The sequence below is a fragment of the Ruegeria sp. HKCCD9138 genome, from assembly GCF_057220975.1.
Genome location: NZ_JBWVAZ010000004.1, coordinates 161581 through 188380, shown reverse-complemented (window position 1 = coordinate 188380; position 26800 = coordinate 161581). Strand labels below are relative to the sequence as shown.

Genomic DNA, 26800 nt, shown 5'->3' with positions numbered 1-26800 from the left:
TCAAACCATCAGCAATTGGGCGAGAAAAGAAATGCTTGGTCATGTGATCGCACCCCAGGCACCGCGCCGGTCCTGATCGACAATTTCGATGACATCGCCGGGCCTGGCCACAGTGATGTGCGTGAACTGGCTGTCGGGCGTGGCGCCATGCCAATGAGGATGACCGGCGGGGATAGTTACAACGTCTCCGGGCTCCATGATCTGTTCGCCGTGTTCGTCGGCGACGATACCCCTGCCCGCGGTGGCGATCAGGATCTGATCGACGGTGTGGGTATGGACGCGGTTGCGTTCACCGAAACCGAAGGAAACGGTATAAACCTCTACGTCTTCAGTCTGCGGAGAGCCTGCCAGCAAGGCGAAAGTGATGCTATCCCCAAGGTACAACTCGCCCGTCGCTGGTTCAGCCGTGGTTTGGTTTGATTTCAAAACTTTCATAGTTTCATCTGCTGAACTTGCGCGCTCAGCCCTCCGTCTAGAACCCAAAGTTGACCGCTGGCGTAACGCGCCTCGTCCGAGGCCAGCCAGTTGACCAGATTGGCGATGTCTTCGGGCGTGCCGTAAGTACGCATGGGATGAACGTCACGCACCGCTTGCTGCAATTGATCGATGGTCTTGCCGCCACCACCCGATCCGTCGCCGGTGAAAAAGCTCTGCAGCATCGGTGTATCGACATAGCCGGGGCAGATCGCATTCACCCGGATGCCCTCGGACCCGTGGTCACAGGCCATCGCTTTGGTCAGTGCATGAACCGCACCCTTGGTGGCGCAATATGCGGCAAGACCCGGGTCGGCGATAAATCCATCGTAACTGCCGAAGTTTATGATCGACGCCGAAGTGCCTGATGCTGCTGCTTTTCGCATTAGCGGCAATGCATGCTTGGACGTCAGGAACGTACCGGTCACGTTGACCGCAAACGAGAGGTTCCATTCCTCCAGCGACGTCTGCTCGATTGTCTTTTCGATCTCAATCCCGGCTGCATTCACCAGAATGTTCAGTTGCCCCGCCTCTGCGCCGACCTGATCCATTGCGGCGATCGCGTCGGCTTCTTTCGTGACGTCCAGTTTAAGAAAGATGCTGCCGTCGTCGTCATGCGCAGCCAATGATCCCTGCGGCGTCAGGTCGGCCGCATAGACACGCGCGCCTTCACGCAGAAAGCGGGCCACAATGGCGCGCCCAATCCCACCGCGCCCACCTGTGACCAAAGCGGTTTTGCCTTCCAGCATCATTCGTCATTCTCCTTCAAAGGCGGATAGCGATATCGGGCCGCTGCGACCGTCCAATCCATATGATTGCGAACATATTCCTGCGAAGCGTCCCGCGGCGGGTTGTAATCCCAGGACTCGCCCGCACCAGCCTCCATCGCCGCGTGCAGAGCACGACGGGAATTCTGCGTTGCGATCACATCGGCGCGCAGTTTTTCACTGTTCCATCGTTGCGCTACTTCGGCGGCGAATGAAGCAGCCTGATCCGCGTAAACCGGATCAGTTGCAACGTTCACCTTTTCCAGGGGGTCGCGCGAAAGGTCATAGAGCTGCGGCGGGTCCGGGTTGCAATGGATATATTTCAAAGGCCCGCGACGGATCATGAAGACAGGATATGGCGTCATCTCGGCACAGTATTCACCGATGGCCTCGTCCACAGGATCAGTGTCGCCGCGCGCCAGAGACATCAGAGAGCGCCCGTCAACCGGTTCGCCGAGCATTGCGTTCGACCCACCGGCTATCTCAATAAACGTAGGCAGCAAGTCCAGCAGCGAACAGGCATTTGATGCCGAACCCCGTGCGACACCCGGCCCTGCCATGATCAAGGGAACGCGAGCGGAATTTTCAAAGAAATTCATCTTGTACCACAAGCCGCGCTCACCCAGCATATCGCCGTGGTCTGCAGTGACGATGACAATTGTATTGTCCAGCTCTCCTATGTCTGCCAGCGCCTTCACCATCGCGCCGACCTTGCTGTCAAAATAGCTGACATTGGCCAGATAGGCCCGCCGGGCCCGGCGGATTTCCAATTCGGTCAGGGGGACATAGCTGGCCTCGATCCCATCCATGACCCGGCGCGAGAACGGGTCCTGTTCGTCGGGCGTCAGGGTGAATTCCGGCATCGGAATGTCCGTGTCGGAATAGAGGTTCCACCATTCCGGCTTGGCCACATAGGGATCGTGTGGGTGGATGAAACTGGCGACCAGACAGAACGGAGCCTCATTGCCGGCGGCCCGGTCGCGACCCCGATCGACCAACCAGCGACGGGCGGCGAATTCAACTTCATCGTCGTAATCGGTCTGGAAGGTGGCAATAGCCTCGCCACTTTCCTTGACTGTCTGCATGTTGTGGTACCACTTGTCGATGCGCTCGTCCGGGGCCTCCCAGTCCGGGGTCCAAGCGAAGTCAGAGGGGTAGATGTCGGTGGTCACTCGGTCCTGAAACCCGTGCTTCTGATCGGGACCCACGAAGTGCATTTTGCCCGACAAACAAGTTCTGTAACCCAGCGTCTTAAGGTAATGCGCGAAGGTCGGGACGGACGCGCGAAACTCGCTGGCGTTGTCGTAGGCCGCAATTCGACTGATCAACTGCCCCGACATGAATGCGAACCGCGACGGTGCGCAAAGGGGTGAGTTGCAATAGGCCGCATCAAACCGCATTCCCCGCTCTGCCAGAGCGTCGATATGGGGCGTCTTGACCGTTGGATGGCCGTAGGCACCGCAAAAATGCGGCGCGAACTGGTCTGCCATCACGACAACGATGTTTGGCCGTGTCACGGAGAGGCCTTTGCATAGGCGTCCAGAACCAGCCCGTGGAAATGATGCACCGCATGCTCCGACTTACCCGAGCCGTTCGGGTCATGCACAATGCGGCCCTGAGTAAAGGCGGGCGTACTCATGCCGCGCTGAACACTTTCAACGATGTCGATATCCTCACGCTGCAGCACTTCGTCCAGATAGCGGATGGCCTCCAGCTCCGCCTCGTCAGGCTCGGGTGTTTCTAGGAAGAAATCATAGGTTTCCAACGTGCGGTCGGGACCAACCGGAATAATGTTGAGCACGATCATCGAAGACCGCCCCGGATAGCGCATCAGGCAGGTTGTTGGCCACAGCCACCAGACGGCGTGGGTGCGCACCGTCGCGTTCGACACGTCATAGGCGGTGTTCTCGCCTGTGCCTGCCTCGGCCATATGGCTGGAATAGATGCCATAGGTCGTCACCTTGTAGGTGTCCATATCCACCAGATCGCAAAAATCCTTGTGTGCGGTCGGGCAGTGGTAGCATTCGAGGAAGTTGTCCACGACGTTCTTCCAGTTTGACTTGATGTCATAGGTCAGCCGGTGGCCAAAGGTAAGCTGTTCAATGTCCGGTGCCCAGTGGCGGATTTCGGTTTCGAGATTCCCCGAAACCTCTTTCAATGGGGGTGCTTCCGGGTCGAGGTTAACATAAATGAAGCCAGCAAACTCTTCGACCTGCACCTGATCCAGACAAATGTCTGTTGTGCTGAACCCGGTCAGGTTTTCCGTCTCAGGCGCGCGGACAAGCTGTCCGTCCAGCTTGTAGACCCAGGCGTGGTAAGGGCACATGATGCGCGTTGTTTCGCCCTCGCCCGACAACAGGTGATGTGCGCGGTGTTTGCAGACATTGTAGAAGGCCCGCAACACACCCTCGCGGTCGCGCACTACAGCTATGGGTCGCCCGGCAATCTCGACGGTCACATAGGATCCGGGGGAACGCAATTTCTCGACGTGGCAAACCCATTGCCAGTTCTTTGCGAGGATCTCGTTGAGATCAACCCGATGCCACGCCGGGTCCACATAGGCTTCGGCCTTCAACGACTGGGTGTTGAAAGGATCCGGGCTGAACCCATCGGATATCCGATCGAATTGTTCTTTGGAGGGCAGCTCGCTCATGGGTAACTCCGAAATTTCAGGCCGGGCTTGGCCCAAGTGACTGGCTTGTGCGGCGTATGATCAACAGAAATCTGCATTGCAGCTTAACTATTCTGGACGCTGTTTTGATCATTTCGGCCATCTCGCATTAATGCCTATGCCCGTTTGGGTTTGCGGTGCATCGGCCAGGCGCGGTATTCGAAGGGTACCCTGCCTTCGAGCCGGTCCCGACTTGGCGGCAACCCAAATCTGTCCTTGTACGACCTGCTGAAATGCACCTGACTGGCAAAGCCAGAGGCCATGGCAATCTCGGCAATCGGCATTTCGGTCTGCGTGACCAGCCCCCTGGCCCGGTCCAACCGGATATCGCGATAGTACAGCACAGGGGTTTTCTTGATGTACGTGGCAAATAGCCGGTCCAGCTGACGATGAGAAATCCCGGCCCGCCTGCAGATTTCCGGAACAGGCATCGGGTCTTCCAGATTGGCTTCCATGATCTGGATTGCCGACTTGAGCGTGGCAGGAACGATTGCGCCCAAAGGTTCGCTGCCTTCGGGTTGCTGCATGGCTGCCGGACCCCTGAGCCGATCGTGAAAAATGTATCTGGCAGCAGCGTTTGCAAGTGCGCTTCCATGTATGCCCTGCAGGATCTGCAGCCCAAAATCCACGGACGCGCTGCCGCCGCAACATGTGACCCGGTTCCCATCCAGCACATACAGGTTTTCAACCACCTCGATATCGGGAAAGAGCTCCTGAAAGGCGTCGATATGTTCATAGTGAACGGTTGCGCGCCGACCCGATAGCAACCCGGCCTGCGCCAGAATGAAAGCCCCGGTATCCAGCGCACCCAATGTCGCCCCGCCGCGTGCCCAGTTGCGCAGCGCGTTACCAATTTTGGAGGTCAGGTGCTTTTCAGGAGTCCAACTGGATGAAACGACAATAATATCAGCCGGTTGAGAAGTGACTTCATCAAGGGGTCTGGTGTCTATTCCGGCGCCGTTGCTGGAGGCGCAGAACCCGCCATTTTCCGACACGAATTCCCATCTGAAATAGGGCTTGCCGTCCAGGTAATTGGCCGCGCGAAACGGATCGATGAAGCTCATCGTTGCTGACATGTTGAAGCTTGGCGCGACAATCACAAAAAGCTGGGTGTCTACTTCTGCCGCCTTTGCCATTTGGATTTTACCTCGCTTGCCGAACCCACCGCTCAAGAAGATAGATTTTACTTTCTGTACGCAAGATCGTTGGACGCAACCGTTTTGCTGGCGTACTTGAGGTGTTCGACAGCAATTCTCTGACGGAACTGTCGGATTTGCATTGCAATACGCGTCCTTGCAACATGAAACCATCGTTGCGGAGGCGGACATGATCTATGCAATTACCATCTACGGGGAACCCGGCGTGTTCGAAGCGCTTCCAAAAGAGCGACAGGACGAGATTATGTCCGGGCATGGCGCGCTGCAAAAAGCATTGGACAAGCGGGGTTCGTTTGTGTCCGTGAAGCTGATGCCACCGACATCGGCCGTGATGGTCGAACCCGCATCGACCGGGGATGCCAAACCCTTGGTTGTAGACGGCCCTTATGCCGAAACTAAAGAAAGCTTCCTTGGGTTCTACGCTGCCGATTTTGCCGATCTGAACGAAGCCCTTGAGTATGCCAGGATGATATCCTCTCCGATCGCCCGGCTGGAAGTGCGCCCGGTCGCCTGGGCCGGCGGTGCGATCTCGTCGGAGTGAAGTCGTGTCGGATTGGCTTGAGGCAACCTTTGCACAGCATCGGCCACGCGCCATCGCCGCCTTGACCCGGTTATTCCGCGATATCGACATCGCCGAAGATGCCTTTGCCGATGCGTGCCTCAAGGCCTTGACCGCATGGCCAATGGAAGGAGCCCCGAGGGAACCGCTGGCGTGGCTGTTGGCGACCGCCCGCAATGCCGGATTGGACCGCGTGCGAAAAACTCGGCGCCGTGACGCCATTCTGGCGCGGCATGGAGCAGAATTTCCGACAATGACAGACGCCCCACCCGATCCCGATGAACTGCGCGACGACGTTCTGCGCCTGTTGTTTATTTGTTGCCACCCTGAACTGGAACGCCGTGATCAGATTGCAATCGCACTGAAGGTCGTCGCCGGGTTAAGCGTTGACGAAATTGCGCGTGGGTTCCTGATCAGACCCAAGGCAATGGAACAACGCATCACGCGCGCGAAGAAGAAGATCGCCAGCAACCCTGTCGCCTTTGAAACCCCAAGCCCACAAGAGCGCGGCGCGCGGTTGGGGGAAGTATCCTTGATGATCTACCTTATGTTCAACGAAGGGTGGTCTGCGTCCGGCGGAGCCGACCAAATGAACCTCAAGCTGTGCGAAGAGGCGATCCGACTCGCGCGCCTGCTTGTGACTCTGTTTCCTTCCATGGGCGAACAGACGGCGCTGTTGGCGTTGCTGCTTTTTCAACACGCTCGGCGAAATGCGCGCATGGATGCGGATGGGCGACTTGTGACGTTGGAAAACCAGGATCGCACCAAATGGGACAGCGCGAACACCGCCGAGGCAATGGCGTTGCTACAAAAGGCCCAGCGGATCAACCATCGCGGAACATACATTGTTCAGGCCGCTATTGCCGCCGCTCATGCGCGTGCGCCGTCCGCTGAAGAAACGGATTGGAGGGAAATCGAGGCGCATTACGCAGCACTCTACGCCCTTCAGCCCACGCCCGTCGTCCGGCTCAATCAGATCGCGGCGCAAGCCAAGCTGTACGGAGCGGAGTATGCCTTGAAAGAGATGCGCGCGCTGGCGGATGATCTGTCGCAGTATCGCTGGTTTCATGCCATGCGCGGGGCGTTTTTGCAGGATACGGACAACCACAGGGCGGCGATTGCAGCCTATGAGACGGTACTGACACTCGGACCAACCGTGCCCGAGCGCGTTGCGATCCAAGAGAAAATCGCATGCTGTCAAAAAGAACTAAGTCAATTGTAGGGAATATTCTCAGTCACGCGTCCTAGGATCAGACCCGCATATCGCGGGCCTGCATCCAGGGAGACGAAGATGAGCATTCTTGAAATGACCGAAGTTGGAAATTCAGGCTGGATCGGCCATTCCGGCCCGGATCAGAGCAAAGCCAAAGCTTTTTATCAGGACGTACTGGGCTGGGCAATCAACGACATGCCGATGCAAGACGGTTCAAGCTATTCAGCCTTCATGGTCGGGGAAACGGCCATCGGCGGCTTTTCACCCGTGCCCGAGGAAAACGGCAGTTGGACGATCTTCTTTACCGTTGCCGATGTCGACAAAAGCGTCGCGACCGCAAAAGGTAAAGGGGCCACCGTGTTGCAACCTACCATTGATATGCCCGGCGTGGGGCGTATGGCAACGCTGATTGATCCACAAGGAGCCCGTTTCGCACTCATCACATACGAGAGCATGGCGTCGTAAACGCAGGTACGGGAAGGAAAAACCCAGATGGAGCATACTCCGCAAATCGCGCTTGGCGTCACTGCCATACTTGTCCTGATGAGCATCCCAATGGCAATTTCGGTTGGGCTGCGACGAGCCAAAACCGGAATCATGCTGTTGCATGGTGAGGACGAAGATCTGCTGCGGTTGATCAGGGCGCACGGAAACTTTGTGGAGTATGTGCCGCTTGCCCTGCTTGCACTCGCAGGCGCGGAAATCGCAGGCGCCGCGCCGTGGCTGATTGCCGCCTGCGGGGCAACCCTGCTGCTTGCGCGGATTGTTCATTATTGTTCGCTAAGGACGGCTTCGGACAGCAAGGGCCGCGCAATCGGGGCCGGATTGACGACGTTGACCATGCTGGCTCTTTCGATTTCCATCCTGTGGCAACTATGGGAGGGCTATTGATGCCTTATGACGAAACCCTGAACCAACGGATGCGCGGCGCGCTTGAGGCGCATGCCGGTATAACCGAGAAACGGATGATGGGCGGCATCTGTTTCCTGCTTAACGGCAACATGGTGTCCGGTGCGCGTCGCCATCCGGACGGTGTGGGGCGGTTCATGTTCCGCGTCGGCAAGGACAACGAGGCAATGGCCTTGCAGGACCCTGCGGCCCGCGCCGTCATCCATGGAAAACGCAAGCTTGGCGGCTTTGTTCAGGTTGACGAGACGGATTGTGACCCAGCGGCCATGTCACGTTGGCTACGGATGTGTCTTGAACACGCGGCATCGCTGCCAGCAAAGAATTGAGAGGGAAGGCGCAATGACTGACTTCAATTGTTACTCGCCGCAGGCCTTAACCTTCCTTGCCGAACTCAAAGCTGACAACACAAGGGATTGGTTCGCGGAAAACAAAGGCACTTATGAGGCTGAGATCAGAGACCCGACCAAGCGGTTTGCGAATGAAATGGCCCTCGCCCTGGGCGACTTCACGAAACACCCTCACCACAGCAAGATCTTTCGGATTCATCGTGACGTGCGGTTTTCCAAGGACAAAACACCATACAACGCCCATGTTCATATCGCCTTCGTCCCGGAAGACAAAACGGCGCAGCCGCCAATGTGGTTCTTTGGATTATCCCCTGAATCACTGTCGCTAGGCTGCGGAGTTTTTCAGTATGAGAAGGCACGGCTAGCTGCGTTTCGCGATGCGATGTCTGGTCCGTTGGGAACCGAGCTCATGAACATGACAGAAACGTTCCGCGCACAAGGCATTCGCATCGGTGAGCCGGAACTGAAACGGGTTCCCGCGGGCTGGGACAAGGATCACCCAAATGCGGACGCACTGCGCCGCAAGGGCTTTACCGCCTGGATCGATGTCGAGACACCGGCATTCGCCACTCAACCAAATCTGGTTTCACGAACCGGGCACGAATTGGCGCGGCTTAAGCCGGTTTTTGATCTGCTGCTCAGGATCGATTGAGGGTGCGGCCGGTATGAATGCCCGCGTGTAACATGCCAAAATGGGATACGGTCGTTACTCGCGGTGTTTCGTAAGCCAGTTAAAGACAAGGTTCGCTCTGTCCGAGGCACGATTGTGCAGCTTTACGTAGAAATCCTGGGGTGACGATATTGTATCCGGAAGCAACTTGACCAGTTTACCGGAAGCAATCAGATCGGACGTCAGCCCTTCCCACCCCAGTACAGCTCCCATATCATCTCGGGCGGCCTGAAGCGCGATAACGTAGTTGTTGACGCGATGCGCCGCATTGAGCTTTGCGGTGCAACCCAGTGCCCGCGCCCAGGCATGCCAGTCGGTCCAACCGGTTTCCGGTGCCTCGAGGTGAATGAGTGGAATGCTTGCTATGTCCTCGACACGTTCGATTTTGTGCTCGGCGGCAAATCGCGGACTGCCCAGTGCCATGATCTGGTCATGGAACAATGCACGGCAATTTCCGCTGTCCTTCGACATGTCGCCATAGTGGATGCTCAGATCACAATTGGGCGCATTCAGATCATAATCGCTGACGACCTGAGCGACGGAAATATGCCCGTAGCTTTTCCAGAATTGCGCCAACCGAGGTGTCAGCCAAAGTGAGCTGACCGCAGTGGTCGATCGGATCGTTACCACCGCGCTTCCGTGCTGGGCGCGCAGCTGACCCAGGGCTTCGCTGATTCCCTCAAAACCCCTTTGCAACGCGACCAACAGGTAGGCGCCGCTTTCCGTCAACTCCACACCGCGATGATACCGGTGAAACAAGGAACATCGGATTTCCTGTTCCAGTGCCTTGACCTGATGACTGATTGCCGCAGGGGTCACGTTGAGTTCGTCCGCAGCCGCCTTGAAGCTGACATTGCGCGCGGCCGCCTCAAAACTGACAAGCGAGCTTACAGGCGGTAGATCATAGGGTCGCTTGGGCAAATTATTCTGTCCTATCCTTCTCGACTCAGCGCACCAGCGCAGCAGATACCGCCATTTAGCATTACTTTTTCTAATTCGATATTAGTTTTTTTGCAATTGTCGGACTGCCCCCGCCATGAGACCCATTTGGTCCAACAGAATGACAGCGCGAAGAAACACACCATGTCCAAACCTCAGAACCCTCAGATTGCCGACGCCCTTCACGCCACGCGGCAGACCTTCGACAAAATTCCGGTGGTCGATCTGGCACCTTTGATCAGCGGTAGCGATCCCCAGAAGGTTGCCAAGGAAATCCGATGGGCATTGTCGAATGCGGGTTTCATGTACGTCAAAAACCACGGCATTGCCGACACGGTTGTGGAAAACGCCTTTGATCGCACGCGGGCCTTTTTCGATCTGCCCGAGGCTGAAAAAATGAAGCTGCACATCGCCAACTCGGGCGAGGCACTGCGTGGTTACATCGAACCGTTCGGCGAAAACACCGATCCCAGCAAGACAAAGGACCTAAAGGAGTGCTTTGACATCGGGCCCGAATCCGCTGCGACCGGACCATTCTTTGGTCCGAATCAATGGCCCGCCGATGAATCGGTGCCCGGCTTCAAGGCGGCTATTTACGGCTATCACGAAGAGATGAAGCGCCTGTCGATGATCCTGCTGTCCGGCATCGCCCGGAGTTTGGATCTGACGCCGGACTTCTTCGAAGCCAAACTGCGCAATCCGATCAGCATCCAGCGTTTGCTGCATTATCCGTCGCAAACCGGCGTTGTAGACGAAAGTGTCATCGGTATCGGTGCGCATACCGACTATGGGAACCTCACTATTCTGGCGCAGGACGACGTGGGCGGTCTGCAGGTCATGAACCGTGATGGCGTCTGGGTCGAAGGCACGCCGATCCCCGGCACATTCGTCATCAACATCGGTGATCTGGTGCAACGGCTGACCAATGATGTCTACCTGGCCAATCTGCACCGGGTCGTGAACACCTCGGGGCGCGAGCGCTATTCGATCCCGTTCTTCATCGATGCGGATTATGACGCAGAGTTTGCACCATTGCCGTCCTGTATCAGCGACGACAATCCTGCGCGATATGGGCCTGTCACCTGCGGGTCTCATAAATTCGATCGGTTCGTCAAAAGCTTCCCGCATCTGCAAAAAATTCCGGCCTGATCAGCGGCCGCAGAAAAGAACTACGGAAATCAAGCGGCAGTGCCGGCACTGCCAAGAAACTCTCGAAGGAGTCACTAAATGAAGTCGCACGCAAAGGTCATCGTTGTTGGTGGAGGGTGCGTTGGGGCATCGATCCTCTACGGTCTGACCCAACACGGTTGCACGGATGCCGTCATGCTGGAGCGCACCACTCTGACCTCCGGTTCGACATGGCACGCGGCCGGGCTGCTGGTAACCTTCGTGCGCTCGCACAACATCTCGAAAATGACGATGGAAACGATCCGCATTTACGGCGAGGTCGAGGAAAAGCTGGGCACATCAGTCGGGCTCCGTCAGGTGGGGCAGTTGCGTGTCGCCAACACCGAAAAGCGTTGGGACGAGTTCCAGTCCTATATCTCGATCGCCGAAGCCGCCGGGGTCCCCTGCCGACTGGTGACACCGGAAGAGATCACGGATATCCACCCCTTGCTGGCGCAGAGTGAAAACATCCGGGGCGGTATCCTGCACGATCAGGACGGGTACGTGAATCCGGCTGACATCACCATGGGTCTGGCCAAGCTGGCACGCGATCAGGGCGCCACCGTCTATCAGAACACCGAGGCGCAGGCCTACGAAAAGCTGGAGAACGGCCACTGGAAAGTGACCACGAACAAAGGCGAGATCACCTGCGAGCATCTGATCTTTGCCACCGGAAACTATGCCCGCGAAAACGCCCGCCGGGTGGGGTTGGACCTGCCCTGCATCCCGATCGTTCACCAATACTGGACGACCGAGACGGTCCCGTTGTTGAAAGAGCGCCGCGAACAGGGCCTGAAGGAATTCCCGATACTGCGGGACGAGGATTATGGCGCCTATCTGCGTGAAGATGTGGGCGGCTTCCAGTTCGGGCCGTACGAGTTTGAAAAGGACCTGAAGCTGTTTGCCGAAGATCGCGTCCCGCCGGACTTCGGGGCAGATCTGCTGCCCGAGGATTTTGATGCCGTCGAAACCCAGTGGGAACGCGCCATCGAACGTGTACCCGCCCTGGGAGAGGTCGGCATCAAGGCCAACACCCGCGGCCCGTTCCAGATGACACCGGACGAACTGCCTCTTTGCGGCCCTGCCCCGGGTCATGAAAACCTTTGGCTGGCCGAAGGTGTACCGGGCGGCATCCTGTGGGGCGGCACCATGGGCGAACGTCTGGCCCGCTGGATCGTCAATGGTCATCCGGGCATCGACATGTCGGAAATCGACCCGCGTCGTTTTGGCGATTACGCATCCAAACGCTGGACCATGGACAAGGTGCGCGAAACCTGGGGCACACATATGGACGCCCATGTTCCGGGCGAAGACTTTCCCAGCGCCCGCCCGATGAAAACCATGCCGTCCTACGACCTGCTGACCGCTCAGGGCGCCGTCTGGACCAGTTTCAACGGTTATGAGTTCCCCCGCTGGTTTGCCAAATCGCCCGAGCAGGCGATCCCCGAGCACAGCTTCCGCCGCACCGATCACATGGAACTGGTGCAGGAAGAGGTGCGCGTGACCCGAGAAGAAGCCGGGTTCATCGAAATGTCGCCGATGACCAAGTTCACCGTGCGCGGACCCGGTGCAGCCAAATGGCTGGACGGGATCATGGCCAACAAGCTGCCCAAGGTGGGCCGCATGACCCTGGCCGTGGCCCTTAACCCGCAAGGCGGCATGGAGGGCGAATACACCATCGTTCGCTATGGCGAGAATGACTTCTACCTGGTCAGCACACCGAACGGTCAGGTCTACAACTGGGATTACCTCAGCCGCCTGCTGCCGGATGATCGCTCGGTTGTCATGGAGGATATCTCGGAACAGCTGGGCGTGATCGCACTGGCTGGCCCAAAATCGCGTGAAATTCTGCAAAAGCTCACGGATAATGACCTGTCCAACGCGGCGTTCCCGTGGCTGTCGGCGCAAATGGGCGAAGTGGGCTATGCCAAAGGCGTTCACCTTCTGCGTGTGAGCTATACCGGTGAGCTGGGTTGGGAACTGCACCATCCTATCGGTTACAACCGTCATCTGGTCGATCAGCTGCTCAAAGCCGGTGTCAAACCCTTCGGTCTGGAAGCGTTGGAATCCATGCGTCTGGAGAAGTCATATAGCGCCATCAACCGCGAAATCTGCAAGGACATGACCCCGTTCGAGGCCGGTCTGGACCGTTTCGTAGCACTTGAAGGTCGCGAGTTCATCGGACGCGACGCCTTGCTGAAACAGAAGGCCGAGGCGGGTTACAACACCCTGGTCACGCTGAAACTGCCCTTCTGCGACACGTCGGTCATTGCGGATGAAAGTGTCTACAAGGACGGCGCGCTGATCGGGCGCGTCACCTCGGGCGGGTTCTCGTATTACTGCAACCACGACATCGCAATGGCGCTGGTACCGCAGGAATTCACCGCAGAAGGCACGAAATTGCAGGTCATGATCCACAACGAGCTGCGCGATGCAGAAGTTGTGGATGTCTGCCTGGTCGATCCAACAAGCGCCCGCGCGCGCGCCTGAACAGGAGCAACAAAATGGTCGAAGTCAAAACACGCAGCGCGCGCAGCGCCCGCGGTGGCCGCGCCGCCCGGGTTCAGGCCCGCACCAACCCGGCCCCGGTCTATCTGCCGACCCTGAACCGCAAGGTGGGTCCGATCGATCTGCTGGGTCCCGAAGGGGTCGAGAAGATCCACAACGCGGCTATGTCAATCCTTGAGAATGTCGGCATCGAATTCCGCGATCCGGTCGCTTTGGCCGACTGGAAACGCGCAGGCGCGGACGTCCAAGGCGAGCGGGTCCGTATCGGACGCGATATGTTGATGGACCTGATCTCGACTGTGCCGACAACTTACAAGATGAATGCGCGCAATCCGGAACGCAGTATCGAAGTGGGCGGGCGCAACTCGATCTTCGCCAATGCCTATGGCGCTCCGTTCGTCTATGATCTGGATGGCGTTCGGCGTCCGTCGCAACTGAAGGATGCACATAATTTCTTCAAGATGGCGCAGATGAGTCAGGGCATGCATGTCCCGGGCATTCTGCCCGTCGAACCGCAGGACGTCCCCGTCCCCTTGCGGCATCTTGAACTGGTCCACGCGGCGTTGACCCTGACCGACAAGCCAATCAAGGGTTCGGTGCTGTCGGAAACCGCCGCCCGCGATACGGTCGAAATGGCCCGCATCGTGTTTGGCGAAGAGTTCGTGGATCAGAACGTGGTCCTGACCTCACTGCTGAACTGCAACACGCCCCTGGTGTGGGACGAGACGATGCTAGAAAGCCTGCGAGTCTATGCCGCCGCCAATCAGCCCTGCCTGTTGTCGCCCTTTGTTCTGGCGGGTGCCAGCGCCCCGGCCAGCCCGCTGGGTGGCGTGTCGCTGCTGATCGCGGAATCGCTGGCTGGCATTGCCTACAGCCAGATCATCCGCCGGGGCTGTCCGATGGTAATGGGCGTCGCGATCATGGGCGTGTCAATGAAAACCGGCGCACCGATGATGGGCTCGCCCGAGCCGGGCCTGATGAACTTGCTGGTGGGCCAGATGGCGCGTCACTACGGGGTGCCGTGGCGGTCCTGCACCATGTGGACCGGATCAAAAGCGCCAGACCTGCAGGCCGGTTTTGACAGCGCCAACACGATGTGGCCGGTTCTGCTGGGCGGTTGCAACTTCATCGTCCACTCCGCCGGATTTCTGGAGGGGGCGCTTGGCGTCAGCTACTCGAAATGGGTGCACGACGCCTATCAGCTTGAGGTCTATCACCGCTTTTTCTCGGGCCTGGCCGAGGAAAACCTGGACGCGTTGCTGGGTGACGTAGCCGAGATCGGCCCGGGCGGGCATTTCCTTGGCACTGACCATACCCGTGAGAACCCGCTGCAGATCAACCCGCTTCAGAACAATGACAGCTATGAGCAGTGGTTCGATGAGGGCGCGAAAGATGCCGATTGCGTCGGTCGTTTGGAAGCGCAACGCATCTTGGACAACTATGTTCGGCCGCCAATGTCTGATGATCAATCCGGCGCACTGTCGGAGTTCGTGGAAAAGAAGCGTGTTGAATACCAACCTTGATCCGCTACTGGGGCGAGAGGAATCTCTCGCCCGAAACACATTTGCGGGAAAGGACTTATGATGATGGTCCCGAACCAAGCAAAAAGCGTTCTTGCCAACCAGCTCGCAGGCAACTGTCCTGCGTGCAGATTGCTGACCACGACCCACGTTAAGACACCAAAACAGCCAGCGATAACCAAAACGGGATTGGTCCGCCTCATTAGTCGGGGGTCGTCACCGGAATGAAGCGTGTTGTTGTCATTGGGGGCGGAGTCGTCGGTGCATCCTGTGCTTTATCCCTTCAGGCAGATGGTCATTCGGTGACAATACTGGAGCCGGGCCCTGTTGGCGAAGGGGCCAGTTGGGCGTCGTGTGGCTGTATCGCAGTCGGAGAGATTGTGCCGTTGTCGCAGCCCGGAATGCTGATGAAGGTGCCGGGTTGGTTGCTTGACCCCGAAGCCCCTCTTTCGCTGCGCCCCGCCTCAGCGCCGAAATTGCTGCCGTGGTTCATGCGGTTCACCGCCAATTCGATCCCGTCACGCATGCGGGCCATTGCTGCAGATCTTGCGCGGCTGACATTTGTCGCGACCGCCGATTTCAAATCTCAGATCAACGATCTGGGTTGTCCCGATCTGCTTGTCGAACGTCCCGTGATCAAATTGTTCGACGACGATGCCGATCGCAAAACAATGGGCGCGGCCTTTGATCTTGCCCGTGAGCTTGGATGCACGATCGATGAAGTCTCGGGAGCGGACGCCCACGACATGGAGCCGGCTATCGCGCCTGATTTCAAACATGCCGCGCTGCTGAGAGACTGGAGCAATGTGACCAACCCCAAGCGGTTGGTCGAGAAACTGTTGGAAGGCTTTCAATTCCGCGGCGGCGTCCTTCTGCGCACATCCGGTATTGGGCTCGGACGCACCGGCGCGTCTGTCACGAGCGTGCGGACATCCGACGGCAACAGTGTTCAGGCGGATGAGATCGTCATCGCCGCAGGAACGGCCTCGAAAGCGCTGTCAAAGCAGTTGGGGATCAAGCTGCATCTGGAAGGTGTCGCCGGTTACTCAACAGGGTTGCAAGATCCCGGTGTCGAACTCAAACATACCGTTTTCTACCCCAAAGGCGGGTTCGGCATTACCCCATATGACAACGAGCTGGCAATAGCGGGAACCGTCGAATTCGCAAGCCTCGACGCCGCACCCAAATGGCGCCGCGCCGAAGTTCTGGTCAAGCGCGCCCAAAGGGTCTTGCCAGACCTGCACACGCGCCAAACTGAACGTCGCATGGGACGGCGGCCTTTTACACCGGACACCCGCCCCATCATCGGGCGCTCTCACAAGGTTCCGAATGTCATATTCGCCACGGGCCATGGCCAGCTTGGCCTGACCTTGGGCGCAACGACCGGAAAACTGGTTGCCGATCTGGCCGCAGACAGGCGACCGGGCATCGATATCGCGGCGTTCAGCCCCGACAGATTCAACTGAGTAGACCTCGGCAGGAGGCCGACGCATTCGCGAAGGAGACACATGTCAGCCAATCATACGTTCACGGAATTGCAGATTGGAAGAATACCAAACGAGCTTTGCAAAGGTCACAGGATCTTTATCACTTTGATCAGCAAGCTAACCCTGGCCGCTCGGGTTCTTAAGGCGTTCTCCACCGCCGAGCCGCCGGGCCTTGAGGTCGGACCCCATTGTCTGGCAGGTGCAGGCGTCCTCAAGTCCATAGTCATGAGGCAGATATGCGTCGCTCTGGCCAACTCGCCCGACCGTGATGGCCATCAGGGAAATCAGCCCGTGTTCTAGTCGCAACCGCATCGCACGCCAGATCGGGGCCCGACCAGTTGCAGGTCACGATACCCACTGTTTAAAAACCAAATGAAGAACCATTAAACCGCAGGCATCACGCATGAACATGAAAATCAAAGAAATCCACATTTATGCGCACGACCTACCCGTCAAAAATGGGCCCTACACAATGGCCAGCGGCGCGGTATACGCACTGGACACGACGCTGGTCAAACTTGTGGCGCAGGACGGCACAATTGGATGGGGCGAAACCTGCCCTGTCGGTCCCACTTATGCCGAGGCGCATGCGGAAGGCGCGCGTGCGGCGCTCAAGGTTCTGGCCGCCGGCCTGATCGGAACCGAGATCTGGCCAGCGACTTTGAACCGAAAAATGAACGGTCTGCTCAATGGTCACAATTATGCCAAGGCCGCCGTGGACATTGCCGCCCACGACCTGATCGGCAAAATGCTGCGGGTTAGCGTTGCCGACCTGTTAGGTGGGGTCGAGACGGATCGCGTGCCATCCTATTACGCCACGGGTGTCGGTGAACCGGACGACATTGCACGACTGGCGGGTGAGAAACTTTCCGAAGGGTATCCACGCCTGCAGGTCAAGGTCGGGGGTCGGCCCGTCGAAATCGACATCGAAACGATCCGTAAGGTTTGGGAAGTTGTCGGTGGTTCGGGAATGCGCCTGGCGGTGGACGGCAATCGCGGTTGGACCACGCGCGATGCGCTGCGTGTTAGCCGTGAATGCCCGGATATCCCCTTCATCATGGAACAGCCCTGCAATACGGTTGAAGACCTGAGAAAGATCCGCCCGCAGGTCGGCCACGGGATTTACATGGACGAAAACAGCGTTGACCTGAACGCAGTGATTTCGGCCGCGGGCACCGGGCTGGTAGACGGGTTCGGGATGAAGGTCACCCGGATCGGTGGCCTGCAGAACATGCGCGCATTCCGTGACATTTGCGAGGCACGAAACCTGCCGCACACTTGTGATGACAGCTGGGGCGGCGACATCATTGCGGCGGCCTGCACACAAATCGGATCGACCATCAGGCCCGACTTGCTGGAAGGTGTGTGGCTGGCAGCACCCTATATCGAAGGCAACTACGACCGCGAAAACGGCATCTCGATCAAAGGCGGGCACATTCAGCGCCCGACAGGGCCGGGTTTGGGTATCACCCCGGACGAAAGCCTGTTTGGGCCCCCGGTCGCGTCATTCTGAGACGTGTTATGGCGGAAGTTACCCCTTCCGCCATAACTGCGACAGGTTCACAGAAATGCGATGCCTGCCCGTAGAAATACTTTGCGACCCGGGACTTCCGACACCGCTTAGGGAGCAGTCTCGTAGGAACGAAAGATAAACTATCTTAATCGATTACAGGCAAATCTTCATCTCAATCCAGCCGTCCCCGCTGGAGCATCGGTGTCACACCGAACGTCGCTCTGTAAACGCGAGAAAAATGACCGGCGCTTTCAAAACCACAGGCAAATGCCACGTCCGTTACCGACGCCTCGGTCTGAATGAGAAGGTTGCGCGCCCGCTCCAACCGCATTTCCATGAAATATTTTTTTGGCGACGCATTCAGGTACTTCCCGAACAGGCGTTCAAGTTGCCTGGTCGAAATCCCGATCTGCTCGGCAATGAGTGACGGCGAAACCGGATCTTCGATGCGGTCATGCATGATCTGGATGGCTTTTGCCAGATGGGTGTTCCGCATTCCGTTGCGCGACTGAAGAGACACGCGCTGTTCGGCGGTTGCGTTGCGAACAGCATTATAGACCATCTGATCTGCCACGGCGACCGACAGGTCATAGCCGTGATCCCGTTCAATCAGATGCAGCATCAGATCGGCGGTCGCAGTGCCGCCCGACGCCGTGACATGCTTTTCGTCGGCAACAAACACGCTGCGAACAAGGTTCACCTCGGTGAAGGCCTCCATAAAGGCATCATGGTACTCCCAATGGATTGCGGCCTGCATCCCGTCCAGAAAACCGGCCTCGGCCAAAACCCAGGCACCGGAACACAGCGCCCCGATCGACGTCCCCTTTGCGCGTTCACGGCGTAGGCTGCCCAGCAGGGCACGCGACACGTGATTGCGCATGTGGATGCCCGACAGCACGAAAACCTGATCGCATTTAGGCAGCGTGTCGAACGCGGAATGCACCAGCGTGACCGACCCGTTCGAACAGACGACCTTTTCCCCCTCTTCCGAGGCAAAGGTCCATTTGTACAGCTCCTGCCCGCTGACGAGATTGGCGATGCGCAATGGTTCAACGGCACAGGAAAACGCCAGGTGCGAGAATTCCTCGACCAGCATGAAGTTGTAGTGCTGTGTTTTGGTCTGGGTCATGACTACCCCGTCTTCAGAAAGAAACTGCGCGAGCATCAGCCCGCGCAGATCAGTGATTGGCTGTCAGGCGGTATTATTGAGCGGCAGCACGCGCCGCATCAAGCCAACTGTCATAGGTTTCGCGGTTCTTCTCAATCCAGGCTTCGACGTGACGGTCGATATCGTCCGAGCTGTCCTGACCATCAGACACCATCTTGTTCTGCGCCGAAATGTCGTTGATGTCGATCTTCGCCACTTCGAACAGTTTGGCCGCCGCAGGGTTGGCACCCAGGAAATCGTCGGTGGCGACAACGCGGATGCTGTCGACGGCAAAACCCAGATCCTTGCCGTCAAAAGTGGTTTCCGCGGTCGCCCCATCCGGCAGCGACGAATAGGGCACGGCCAGCCATTCCACATCTTCACCCGGCACCAGTGCGCCAGACACCCAGTAGGGTGTCCATGTGTAATACAGCACGTTTTCACCCGACGCGTTGCGGGCTATCGTGTCCGCGATGATGGCGTTATAGGCACCCTGATTGTGGGCAACAGTGTCGCGCAGGCCGAATTCATCCAGTTGATGCTCGATCACGCGCTCGCAGCCCCAGCCGGGAACACAGCCCGCCAGATCCGCCATACCGTCGCCATCCGCGTCAAACAGCTTGGCTTTCTCTGGGTCCTTCAGGTCACCCAGATTCTGCACACCCGCATCATAGGCTGACTTGTTGACCAGATAACCTTGCAGCGCGCCGTCGATCAGCGTTCCGACTTTCTCAAGCACTTCGTCACCGCCGGATTCCTGAAAGAACGTGTCATGCAGCTTGTTCCAGTGCACAGCGGTGAAATCTCCGTCACCGGTACCCAGCGCAAGGTGGATGGTCTGATATTCAACCTCCTGCGGGTCGGCAATTTCGTAGCCGAGGTCTTCCAGCGCCGAGAACAGGATACGGTGCTGGAAGATTTCCTCGACCGAGGGTGCCATCACGGGGCGGACGGTCACGCCCTCGCCCGGATTGCCTTCCGCCAACGCGACACTGGTCAGCATCGTCGTCGCGGCAAAGGTTGCGATTGCAGTGGTTTTGATCATTAAGTTTACCTCCCTGAGGTTCAGTTGAACGGTGAGTTTCATGCTTTTCCGAACAAGTGCAGCACCGCGCCCACCGGGCCGGTCTGCCACCAGTGACGGTGACCGCGTTCGCGCCCCGACTGGCCCATGCCCTGCGTGATCCGGTCGAGGACGATGGCCAGGATCACGATGCCCAGACCTCCGACCAGCGCCTTCCCGGCGTCCAGCCGGCCCATGGCGCGCAGCACCTCGTTGCCCAGACCTTTGACCGAAATCATCGAGGCGATCACGACCATCGACAGCGACAGCATGATGGTCTGGTTGACCCCTGCCAGAATGGTCGGCGTGGCCAGCGGTAATTCGACTTTGAACAGGATCTGCCGGGGGTTGGCACCGAATGCACGCGCTGCCTCGACCACGGAATCGTTGACGCCCCGGATACCCAGCGATGTCAGACGGATCAGCGGCGGCAGCGCAAAGATGATCGTGACGATGACGCCTGATACATTGCCGATCCCGATCAGCATGACGACCGGCACCAGATAAACAAAGGCCGGAATGGTCTGCATCGTGTCCAGAACCGGACGGATCGCGGCCTCGAACCGGTCGTTTTTGCCGGCCAGAATGCCAAGCGGCAGGCCGATGAAGAAACACAGGATCACCGCCGAGATGACGATCGCCAGCGTCGTCATCGCCAGCCCCCAGGCGTTCGGCGACAGGAAGCCCAGCACCGTCATGCTGATGGCCACCAATATAGCGACCCGGCGACCTGCGGCCTGCCACGCGACAAGGACCAGAAACAGCAGCATGATCAGCGGCGGGACCGCGTTCAGGCCGTTGTCGATGCCGACAATCAGGTCGTTGAAGAAACTCTTGATCGGCTGGATGATGCCGCGATTTGAAATCGCCCATTGTTTAACGCCGTCAGCCGATTCCGCCAGCCCCAGATCGACCGAGGAGAACGGGTCGAGAATGTTGAATTCCGTATCTGCCATGTCGTTTGATCCTCAGTGTTTCAGTGTGCCAACGTCTTCGACGTCGCCCTGAATGCCGCGCAACAGGGCGTTCTTGGTCACGATCCCGATGGCCTTGCCATCCGCCTTGACCACGACCGGGTGTTGAGTGGAGATCGAAAGGTTCACGAGGTCGTCCAGCGAATGATCCGGATGCGCTTCGGGCCAGTCGCGGACATCGATCGGGCCGCTGTGACGCTCGAAGGACTCGACGGGTTCCATGATCTTGCCGGCCGAAATCAGTTCCAGTTTCGAAATTCCCGCAACGAAATCCGCCACATACTCATCGACCGGATTGGTCACGATGTCCTCGGGCGTTCCGACCTGGACCAAAGCGCCGTCCTTCATGATGGCGATCCGGTCGCCAATGCGAATGGCCTCGTCCAGGTCGTGCGTGATGAAGAGAGTCGTCTTCTTCATCTCGGCGGACAGGGACATGAACTTGTCCTGCAACTGGCGGCGGATCAGCGGATCAAGCGCCGAGAAAGGTTCGTCCATCAGCAGGATGGCCGGGTCGGCCGCGATGGCGCGGGCCAGGCCAACACGCTGCTGCATACCGCCGGACAATTCGTCGGGGTACTTCTGGTCCCAGCCGTTCAGGTCCACAGCATCGATCGCGCGCAAAGCGTTTTCACGGCGTTCGCGCGCATCGTGACCGCGCACTTCCTGACTGAACGACACATTGTCCAGAACCGTCCGATGCGGCATCAGGGCCATATTCTGGAACACCATGCCGATCTTTTCGGCGCGCAGTTCACGCAAATCGCGGGCGGACAGGGCATTCACGTCCTGACCTTCGATAAAAAGTTGCCCAGAGGTCGGCTCGATCAGGCGGTTCACATGGCGAATCAAAGTTGACTTGCCAGAGCCGGAAAGCCCCATGATGCAGAAGATTTCACCGCGATTGACGGTGAAAGTCGCATCCTGAACACCTACGACACAGTTGAAATGATCTCGGACTTCGAGCTTACCAAGCCCCTGTTCCTGAACGGCTTTCATAGCCTCATCGGCGCGCTTTCCAAATATCTTCCACAGACTTCGGCAATCGATCACGGGTTCTTCCAATGTGCTGGCCACCGGCGTCGTCCTCCTCCAGTTTTTTCGCACACTGCACAAATTTTTTTTGTGTACAAGTTGTATTTTTTTAGGATACAGCAAGAACGCCAATTGTGTTTTGCCCACGATTCGTCATTCTGACATCGGGCAAACGCAGCGAAGGGACACGCGATGAAAGACGAGGCAAAAAAGCGGAAGGGCGAGCTGCGGGAACACCTGAAGGTTTCGATCCTGACGTTGCGCCTGAGACCCGGCGAGGATCTCGATGAAGCGCAACTGTCCGAAGCCTTTGGCTTGTCCCGCACACCATTGCGCGAGGTCTTCCGCGAGCTTGCGGGCGAAGGCTATCTGGACTTGCGCACCAATCGAAGTGCGCGCGTGTCCGAGATGTCATATACGACGCTGCGCGATTTCTTCCTGGCCGCGCCAATGATCTATGGCGCCATCCTGCGCCTTGCCGCGCTCAACGCGACGCCCGCTCAGATCGAAGAGCTGAAAGCCTCGCAGGAAGCGTTCAAATCCGCGTTGCGTACCGGGTCCAGTGAAGACCGGGCCCTGGCCAACAACCGTTTTCACGAAGTGACTGGCGAGATGTCGGGCAATATCTACCTGTTGCCGTCGTACAATCGCCTGCTGATCGACCACTCTCGGATCGGCATGACATTTTATCGTCCGCAATCGGCGGAGATGTCGGAAAACCTGTCGGAGGCCAGCCAGCAGCATGACGCAATCATCGCGGCCATCGAAGCACGCGACGATGTGGCCGCAGCCAGGCTGGCCGATGACCATTGGAACCTTTCACGCGACCAGATCGAACTGTTCGTAATGCCCGAGGCCCTGGACGTACCGATGGGCGCCCTGCCCCGATCAAAACCAGCATGAGGACTGAATGAACCCAATATTCAGATTTGAGGGGATCTATACCCCTGTCGTCACGCCCTATCACGATGACGGAACCGTCAACTGGGATGCGCTGACCGACGTGATCGAGTACCTGATCGAAAACGGCGTGCATGGCCTGATTTCGGGAGGCTCAACGGGCGAAAACTACGCTCAGACCGTCGAAGAACGTCTGGCGCTGGCGCGTTTTACCCATGAGCGCCTGAAGGGTCGCCTGCCGCTGGTTGTCGGCACAGGCGCCATGCTGACGCCGGATTCAATCGCATTGGCTTCGGGTGCCCGGGAACTTGGGGCGGACTCGATCCTGCTGGCCAGCCCGCCCTATTCGGTCCCGACTGACCGGGAAAACGCGCTGAACGCGCTGGCCATCGACAAGGCCGCCGATCTGCCGGTGATGCTGTATAACTACCCGCACCGCACCGGCACGATGATGGGCGAGGAATTCCTCGACCGCGTCGGACGCAGCCGGAATTTCTGCGGCATCAAGGAGAGCTCGGGTGACATCAACCGGGTGCATCTTCTGGCGCGCGATTACCCCCATATCCAGCTGGGCTGCGGCATGGACGATCAGGCGTTGGAGTTCTTCGCCTGGGGGGCGCCCTTCTGGGTTTGTGGCGGCTCGAACTTCCTGCCCGCCGAACACGTCGCGCTTTACAATGCCTGCGTGGTTGAGGGGAACTTTGCCAAGGGCCGCCGGATCATGTCGGCGATGATGCCGCTGATGCGTGTGTTGGAACAGGGTGGCAAGTTCATCCAGACCATCAAGCATGGCGTGACCATGAACGGGATCGACGCGGGCGCGATGCGGCCTCCGCTGAAGGGTCTCAACAAGGACGACAAGCGCGCGTTGGAACAGGTGACACGCGTTCTGAAAAAGACAATCGCCGACATCGTTGCCGAGGGGTAAGAGACATGGATCTGCTGACACAGGACGAATACAAATCCATCGCCGCAGGCCTTGCCCTGCCGACCGGAGCCTTCATCGACGGTAGCTTCCGCCCCGCAGTTTCTGGCGAAACTTTCGAAACCGTGAACCCTGCCACAGGCCAAAAGCTGACCGATATCGCGTCCTGCGCTGTGGCTGATGTGGATTTCGCGGTCGAAAAGGCGCGCGAGGCGTTTGACGACGGCCGCTGGAGCAAGATGCACCCGTCCGAGCGCAAAGATGTCCTGATCCGGCTGTGCAAGCTGATGACCCGCAATGCGCGCGAACTGGCGGTGATGGAAAGCATAGACAGCGGAAAGACCATCTATGACTGCGAAACCGTTGATGTGCCCGAGACGATCCACTGCCTGAAATGGCACGCCGAGGCGATCGACAAGATCTATGATCAGGTTTCACCGGCCAGCGACGATCACATCGCCATGGTGGTGCGTGAACCGATAGGTGTGGTTGGTCTGGTGCTGCCGTGGAACTTTCCGCTACTGATGCTGGCGTGGAAGATCGGGCCTGCTCTGGCCGCGGGGTGTTCGCTGGTTGTGAAACCGGCAGCCGAAACCACCCTGACCGCGCTGCGTGTGGCCGAGTTGGCTATGGAAGCGGGCCTGCCACGCGGTGTTCTGAACATCGTTCCGGGTGGAGGGGCCAACGTAGGTGAGCCCATCGGACGCCATATGGATATCGACATGGTGTCGTTCACTGGCTCGACTGTGACCGGAAAGCGGTTCCTGACCTATTCGGCGGAAAGCAACGCCAAGGAAGTGGTGCTGGAGATGGGCGGCAAGAACCCGGCCATTGTCATGGATGATGCCGAAAACCTGGACCGCGTGGCGCAGCATGTCGTCAACGGTGCATTCTGGAACATGGGCGAGAACTGCTCGGCCTCGTCCAGGCTAATCGTGCACAAGGACGTGAAGGTCGAACTGCTGGAGCGCATTGCGCATCACGCCAAGCAGTGGAACATCGGCGATCCGCTGGATCCTGAAACCCGCATGGGCGCGCTGGTCAGCGAAGTCCATTACAACAAGGTCTGCGGTTATCTGGATCAGGCCGAAAGCATTGTAATCGGCGGCAAGGCGGAAAAAGGCTTTGTCGAAGCCACGGTGGTCGAAGTGCCCGGCAATGACGCCGTTCTCGCGCGTGAGGAAATCTTTGGCCCGGTTCTGTCGGTCATCGAGGTCTCGGGCTTTGACGAGGCCATCAGGATCGCCAATGATACCGAATACGGCCTCTGCGCCTCGATCTTCACAGCCAATGCCAAACGCGCCATCCGCGGCGCCCGGGCGTTGCGGGCCGGAACCGTCACCGTGAACAGCTTTGGCGAGGGTGATATCACCACGCCCTTTGGCGGGTTCAAGCAATCGGGCTTCGGCGGTCGCGATAACTCGGTCCATGCGCATGATCAATATACTCAGCTAAAAACCATCTGGATCGATCTGGCAGATGACGCCGACGAGGCTGTGGATTGAGTAGCTACACAGCCCGACAACACCCCGTCCATCGCGGGCCGGCTGCCTGGAATGCCATTCTGGGCAGCCAGCCCCCTGCATACGAGCTGGACGCGACCCTGACCGCCGATTTCGCGGTGGTTGGGGGCGGTTTTGCCGGGTTGACCGCAGCCCGCCGCTTGCGGCAGCTACAGCCGGACGCCAAGGTTGTCGTGCTGGAGGCCGGACGTCTGGCCCAAGGTGCGGCTGGTCGGAATTCCGGGTTCATGATTGACCTGCCGCATGATCTGTCCTCGTCGGATTATTCCGGATCGGGTGACGACAAGACAATGATCGCGTTGAACCGGCAGGCCATCGCCTTTGCCCGTAGCGCTGTCGAGGAATACCAGATTGACCGGAATTTCTTTGATCCGGCCGGCAAGGTGAACGGTGCAGCCAGCGCGGCTGGACAGGCGCATAACGAAAGCTACGCCAAGCACTTGAAAGCATTGGGCGAAACCAGCGAAATGCTGGACCCGCAGCAAATGCACGAACTGACCGGTTCGCGACACTATGTGTCTGGCCTTTACACGCCCGGTACCGTGATGCTGCAACCGGCCGGATACATTCGCGGACTGGGTGCCGGTCTGACCGGGAATGGCGTCACAATCTGCGAAAACTCGGCTGTGACGGAGTTTGTGAAACAGGGCGACGCCTGGCTGGTCAAAACGGATCGCGGCTCGGTCAGTGCCGGTGCGGTCCTGCTGACAGTCAACGGGCATCTGGAAAGCTTTGGTGTCGAACGTGGGCGGTTGATGCAACTGTTTCTATATGCCGTGATGACGCCGGAGCTGGATGATGAAGCACTGTCGCGCCTTGGCGGGCAGTCGCGCTGGGGTGTGACGCCATCGGACCCTATGGGAACCACCATGCGGCGGATCGATACCGGACAGGGCGGCAACCGCATCGTCACCCGTACCTGCGCAACCTTGCGCCCCGGCATGAAGGCCTCGCAGGCCGATCTGGCTCGGGCGGCCAGGGTCATGCAGCGCAAATTCGATCAGCGGTTCCCCCAGCTTGCCGGAACGCAGATGGAGTATCAATGGGCCGGGCATCTGTGCCTCAGTCTCAATGGCGTGTCCGTCGCGCGCGAGATCGAGGCGGGCGTCTATTCAGGCTGTGTTCAAAACGGGCTGGGAACGGCGCGCGGCACCCTGACCGGTATCGCGGCGGCAGAGATGGCTTGCGGGCATAGGTCGACCATCACCCGCTTTTTCGAGGCCTCCGACCGGCCCAAACGCCTGCCACCGCAGCCATTTCGTGAGATCGGGGCCAATTTGGTTCTGCGCTGGAAAGAATGGCGCGCCCGCGACGAATAATCGGGGCGCGTTC

Annotated in this window: 26 protein-coding genes; 15 read left to right on the top strand and 11 right to left on the bottom strand. The window is 58.5% G+C overall.

Annotated features, from left to right (window positions below):
• Positions 1-39 precede the first annotated feature (39 nt).
• From AC2TEL_RS08915 to AC2TEL_RS08895, 5 genes are all read right to left on the bottom strand, one after another.
• The gene (locus tag AC2TEL_RS08915; protein WP_480903273.1) at positions 40-435 is read right to left on the bottom strand and encodes a cupin domain-containing protein; all 396 of its coding nucleotides are present in this window, start codon (positions 433-435) and stop codon (positions 40-42) included.
• Entirely contained in the window at positions 432-1226 is a 795-nt protein-coding gene (locus AC2TEL_RS08910; protein ID WP_480843332.1) for an SDR family NAD(P)-dependent oxidoreductase, read from the bottom strand. Before AC2TEL_RS08910 ends, AC2TEL_RS08915 begins: the two co-directional genes overlap by 4 nt.
• Complete coding sequence (gene betC, locus AC2TEL_RS08905) at positions 1223-2758, bottom strand: choline-sulfatase (protein WP_480903271.1); 1536 nt, start codon at positions 2756-2758, stop codon at positions 1223-1225. Before betC ends, AC2TEL_RS08910 begins: the two co-directional genes overlap by 4 nt.
• The gene (locus AC2TEL_RS08900; RefSeq protein ID WP_480903270.1) at positions 2755-3894 is read right to left on the bottom strand and encodes an aromatic ring-hydroxylating oxygenase subunit alpha; all 1140 of its coding nucleotides are present in this window, start codon (positions 3892-3894) and stop codon (positions 2755-2757) included. Before AC2TEL_RS08900 ends, betC begins: the two co-directional genes overlap by 4 nt.
• Before the next feature lie 134 nt (positions 3895-4028).
• Entirely contained in the window at positions 4029-5048 is a 1020-nt protein-coding gene (locus tag AC2TEL_RS08895; RefSeq protein ID WP_480903268.1) for a GlxA family transcriptional regulator, read from the bottom strand.
• Between the two features lie 190 nt (positions 5049-5238).
• On the opposite strand from AC2TEL_RS08895, the gene AC2TEL_RS08890 reads away from it, so the two are divergent.
• From AC2TEL_RS08890 to AC2TEL_RS08865, 6 genes are all read left to right on the top strand, one after another.
• A complete protein-coding gene (locus AC2TEL_RS08890; protein ID WP_480903266.1) occupies positions 5239-5610 on the top strand; it encodes a YciI family protein in 372 nt (123 codons plus the stop codon).
• 4 nt (positions 5611-5614) lie between these two features.
• On the top strand, positions 5615-6850 hold the full coding sequence (locus AC2TEL_RS08885; RefSeq protein ID WP_480903264.1) for an RNA polymerase sigma factor: 1236 nt from the start codon (positions 5615-5617) through the stop codon (positions 6848-6850).
• Positions 6851-6919: 69 nt separating this feature from the next.
• Positions 6920-7306 carry a VOC family protein gene (locus tag AC2TEL_RS08880; RefSeq protein ID WP_480903262.1) on the top strand — a complete coding sequence of 129 codons (387 nt, stop codon included), beginning with the start codon at positions 6920-6922 and terminating at the stop codon, positions 7304-7306.
• Positions 7307-7333: 27 nt separating this feature from the next.
• Positions 7334-7732 carry an MAPEG family protein gene (locus AC2TEL_RS08875; RefSeq protein ID WP_480903260.1) on the top strand — a complete coding sequence of 133 codons (399 nt, stop codon included), beginning with the start codon at positions 7334-7336 and terminating at the stop codon, positions 7730-7732.
• Entirely contained in the window at positions 7732-8076 is a 345-nt protein-coding gene (locus tag AC2TEL_RS08870; RefSeq protein WP_480843348.1) for a TfoX/Sxy family protein, read from the top strand. The genes AC2TEL_RS08875 and AC2TEL_RS08870 overlap by 1 nt, the downstream gene beginning before the upstream one ends.
• A gap of 13 nt (positions 8077-8089) precedes the next feature.
• Entirely contained in the window at positions 8090-8749 is a 660-nt protein-coding gene (locus tag AC2TEL_RS08865) for a DUF2461 domain-containing protein (RefSeq protein WP_480903258.1), read from the top strand.
• Between the two features lie 54 nt (positions 8750-8803).
• Here the strand turns inward: AC2TEL_RS08865 and AC2TEL_RS08860 are convergent, their stop codons facing one another.
• The gene (locus AC2TEL_RS08860; protein ID WP_480843351.1) at positions 8804-9688 is read right to left on the bottom strand and encodes a LysR substrate-binding domain-containing protein; all 885 of its coding nucleotides are present in this window, start codon (positions 9686-9688) and stop codon (positions 8804-8806) included.
• A 162-nt stretch (positions 9689-9850) separates the two neighbouring features.
• On the opposite strand from AC2TEL_RS08860, the gene AC2TEL_RS08855 reads away from it, so the two are divergent.
• The 4 genes from AC2TEL_RS08855 to AC2TEL_RS08840 all read left to right on the top strand — a co-directional run bounded on the left by AC2TEL_RS08855 (position 9851) and on the right by AC2TEL_RS08840 (position 16367).
• Positions 9851-10855, top strand: coding sequence for an isopenicillin N synthase family dioxygenase (locus tag AC2TEL_RS08855; RefSeq protein ID WP_480843353.1), 1005 nt, complete (start codon positions 9851-9853; stop codon positions 10853-10855).
• 78 nt (positions 10856-10933) lie between these two features.
• The gene (locus tag AC2TEL_RS08850; RefSeq protein ID WP_480903256.1) at positions 10934-13363 is read left to right on the top strand and encodes a GcvT family protein; all 2430 of its coding nucleotides are present in this window, start codon (positions 10934-10936) and stop codon (positions 13361-13363) included.
• Between the two features lie 14 nt (positions 13364-13377).
• Positions 13378-14904: a trimethylamine methyltransferase family protein gene (locus AC2TEL_RS08845; protein ID WP_480903255.1), complete on the top strand. Its 1527-nt coding sequence runs from the start codon at positions 13378-13380 to the stop codon at positions 14902-14904.
• A gap of 221 nt (positions 14905-15125) precedes the next feature.
• Positions 15126-16367: an NAD(P)/FAD-dependent oxidoreductase gene (locus AC2TEL_RS08840; RefSeq protein ID WP_480843357.1), complete on the top strand. Its 1242-nt coding sequence runs from the start codon at positions 15126-15128 to the stop codon at positions 16365-16367.
• 138 nt (positions 16368-16505) lie between these two features.
• Here AC2TEL_RS08840 and AC2TEL_RS08835 read toward each other — a convergent pair whose 3' ends face one another.
• The gene (locus AC2TEL_RS08835; protein ID WP_480903253.1) at positions 16506-16664 is read right to left on the bottom strand and encodes a hypothetical protein; all 159 of its coding nucleotides are present in this window, start codon (positions 16662-16664) and stop codon (positions 16506-16508) included.
• Between the two features lie 127 nt (positions 16665-16791).
• Between AC2TEL_RS08835 and AC2TEL_RS08830 the strand changes: the two genes are divergently transcribed.
• Positions 16792-17901: a mandelate racemase/muconate lactonizing enzyme family protein gene (locus tag AC2TEL_RS08830; RefSeq protein WP_480903251.1), complete on the top strand. Its 1110-nt coding sequence runs from the start codon at positions 16792-16794 to the stop codon at positions 17899-17901.
• Positions 17902-18073: 172 nt separating this feature from the next.
• Here AC2TEL_RS08830 and AC2TEL_RS08825 read toward each other — a convergent pair whose 3' ends face one another.
• From AC2TEL_RS08825 to AC2TEL_RS08810, 4 genes are all read right to left on the bottom strand, one after another.
• Positions 18074-19030: a GlxA family transcriptional regulator gene (locus AC2TEL_RS08825; RefSeq protein ID WP_480903249.1), complete on the bottom strand. Its 957-nt coding sequence runs from the start codon at positions 19028-19030 to the stop codon at positions 18074-18076.
• A gap of 73 nt (positions 19031-19103) precedes the next feature.
• Complete coding sequence (gene proX, locus AC2TEL_RS08820) at positions 19104-20093, bottom strand: glycine betaine/L-proline ABC transporter substrate-binding protein ProX (protein ID WP_480903248.1); 990 nt, start codon at positions 20091-20093, stop codon at positions 19104-19106.
• Positions 20094-20131: 38 nt separating this feature from the next.
• Complete coding sequence (locus tag AC2TEL_RS08815; RefSeq protein ID WP_480843367.1) at positions 20132-21067, bottom strand: ABC transporter permease; 936 nt, start codon at positions 21065-21067, stop codon at positions 20132-20134.
• 12 nt (positions 21068-21079) lie between these two features.
• Complete coding sequence (locus AC2TEL_RS08810; protein WP_480903246.1) at positions 21080-22162, bottom strand: quaternary amine ABC transporter ATP-binding protein; 1083 nt, start codon at positions 22160-22162, stop codon at positions 21080-21082.
• A gap of 150 nt (positions 22163-22312) precedes the next feature.
• Here AC2TEL_RS08810 and AC2TEL_RS08805 point away from each other — a divergent pair, with 150 nt between their 5' ends.
• The 4 genes from AC2TEL_RS08805 to AC2TEL_RS08790 are packed head-to-tail and all read left to right on the top strand — an operon-like array spanning position 22313 to position 26787.
• Positions 22313-23023 carry a GntR family transcriptional regulator gene (locus tag AC2TEL_RS08805; RefSeq protein ID WP_480843371.1) on the top strand — a complete coding sequence of 237 codons (711 nt, stop codon included), beginning with the start codon at positions 22313-22315 and terminating at the stop codon, positions 23021-23023.
• A 7-nt stretch (positions 23024-23030) separates the two neighbouring features.
• A complete protein-coding gene (locus tag AC2TEL_RS08800) occupies positions 23031-23948 on the top strand; it encodes a dihydrodipicolinate synthase family protein (protein WP_480843373.1) in 918 nt (305 codons plus the stop codon).
• A 5-nt stretch (positions 23949-23953) separates the two neighbouring features.
• Positions 23954-25450 (top strand): aldehyde dehydrogenase, encoded by a 1497-nt coding sequence (locus tag AC2TEL_RS08795; protein WP_480903244.1) that lies wholly within the window; start codon positions 23954-23956, stop codon positions 25448-25450.
• Positions 25447-26787: an NAD(P)/FAD-dependent oxidoreductase gene (locus tag AC2TEL_RS08790; RefSeq protein WP_480843377.1), complete on the top strand. Its 1341-nt coding sequence runs from the start codon at positions 25447-25449 to the stop codon at positions 26785-26787. The genes AC2TEL_RS08795 and AC2TEL_RS08790 overlap by 4 nt, the downstream gene beginning before the upstream one ends.
• The last annotated feature ends 13 nt before the right edge of the window (positions 26788-26800 follow it).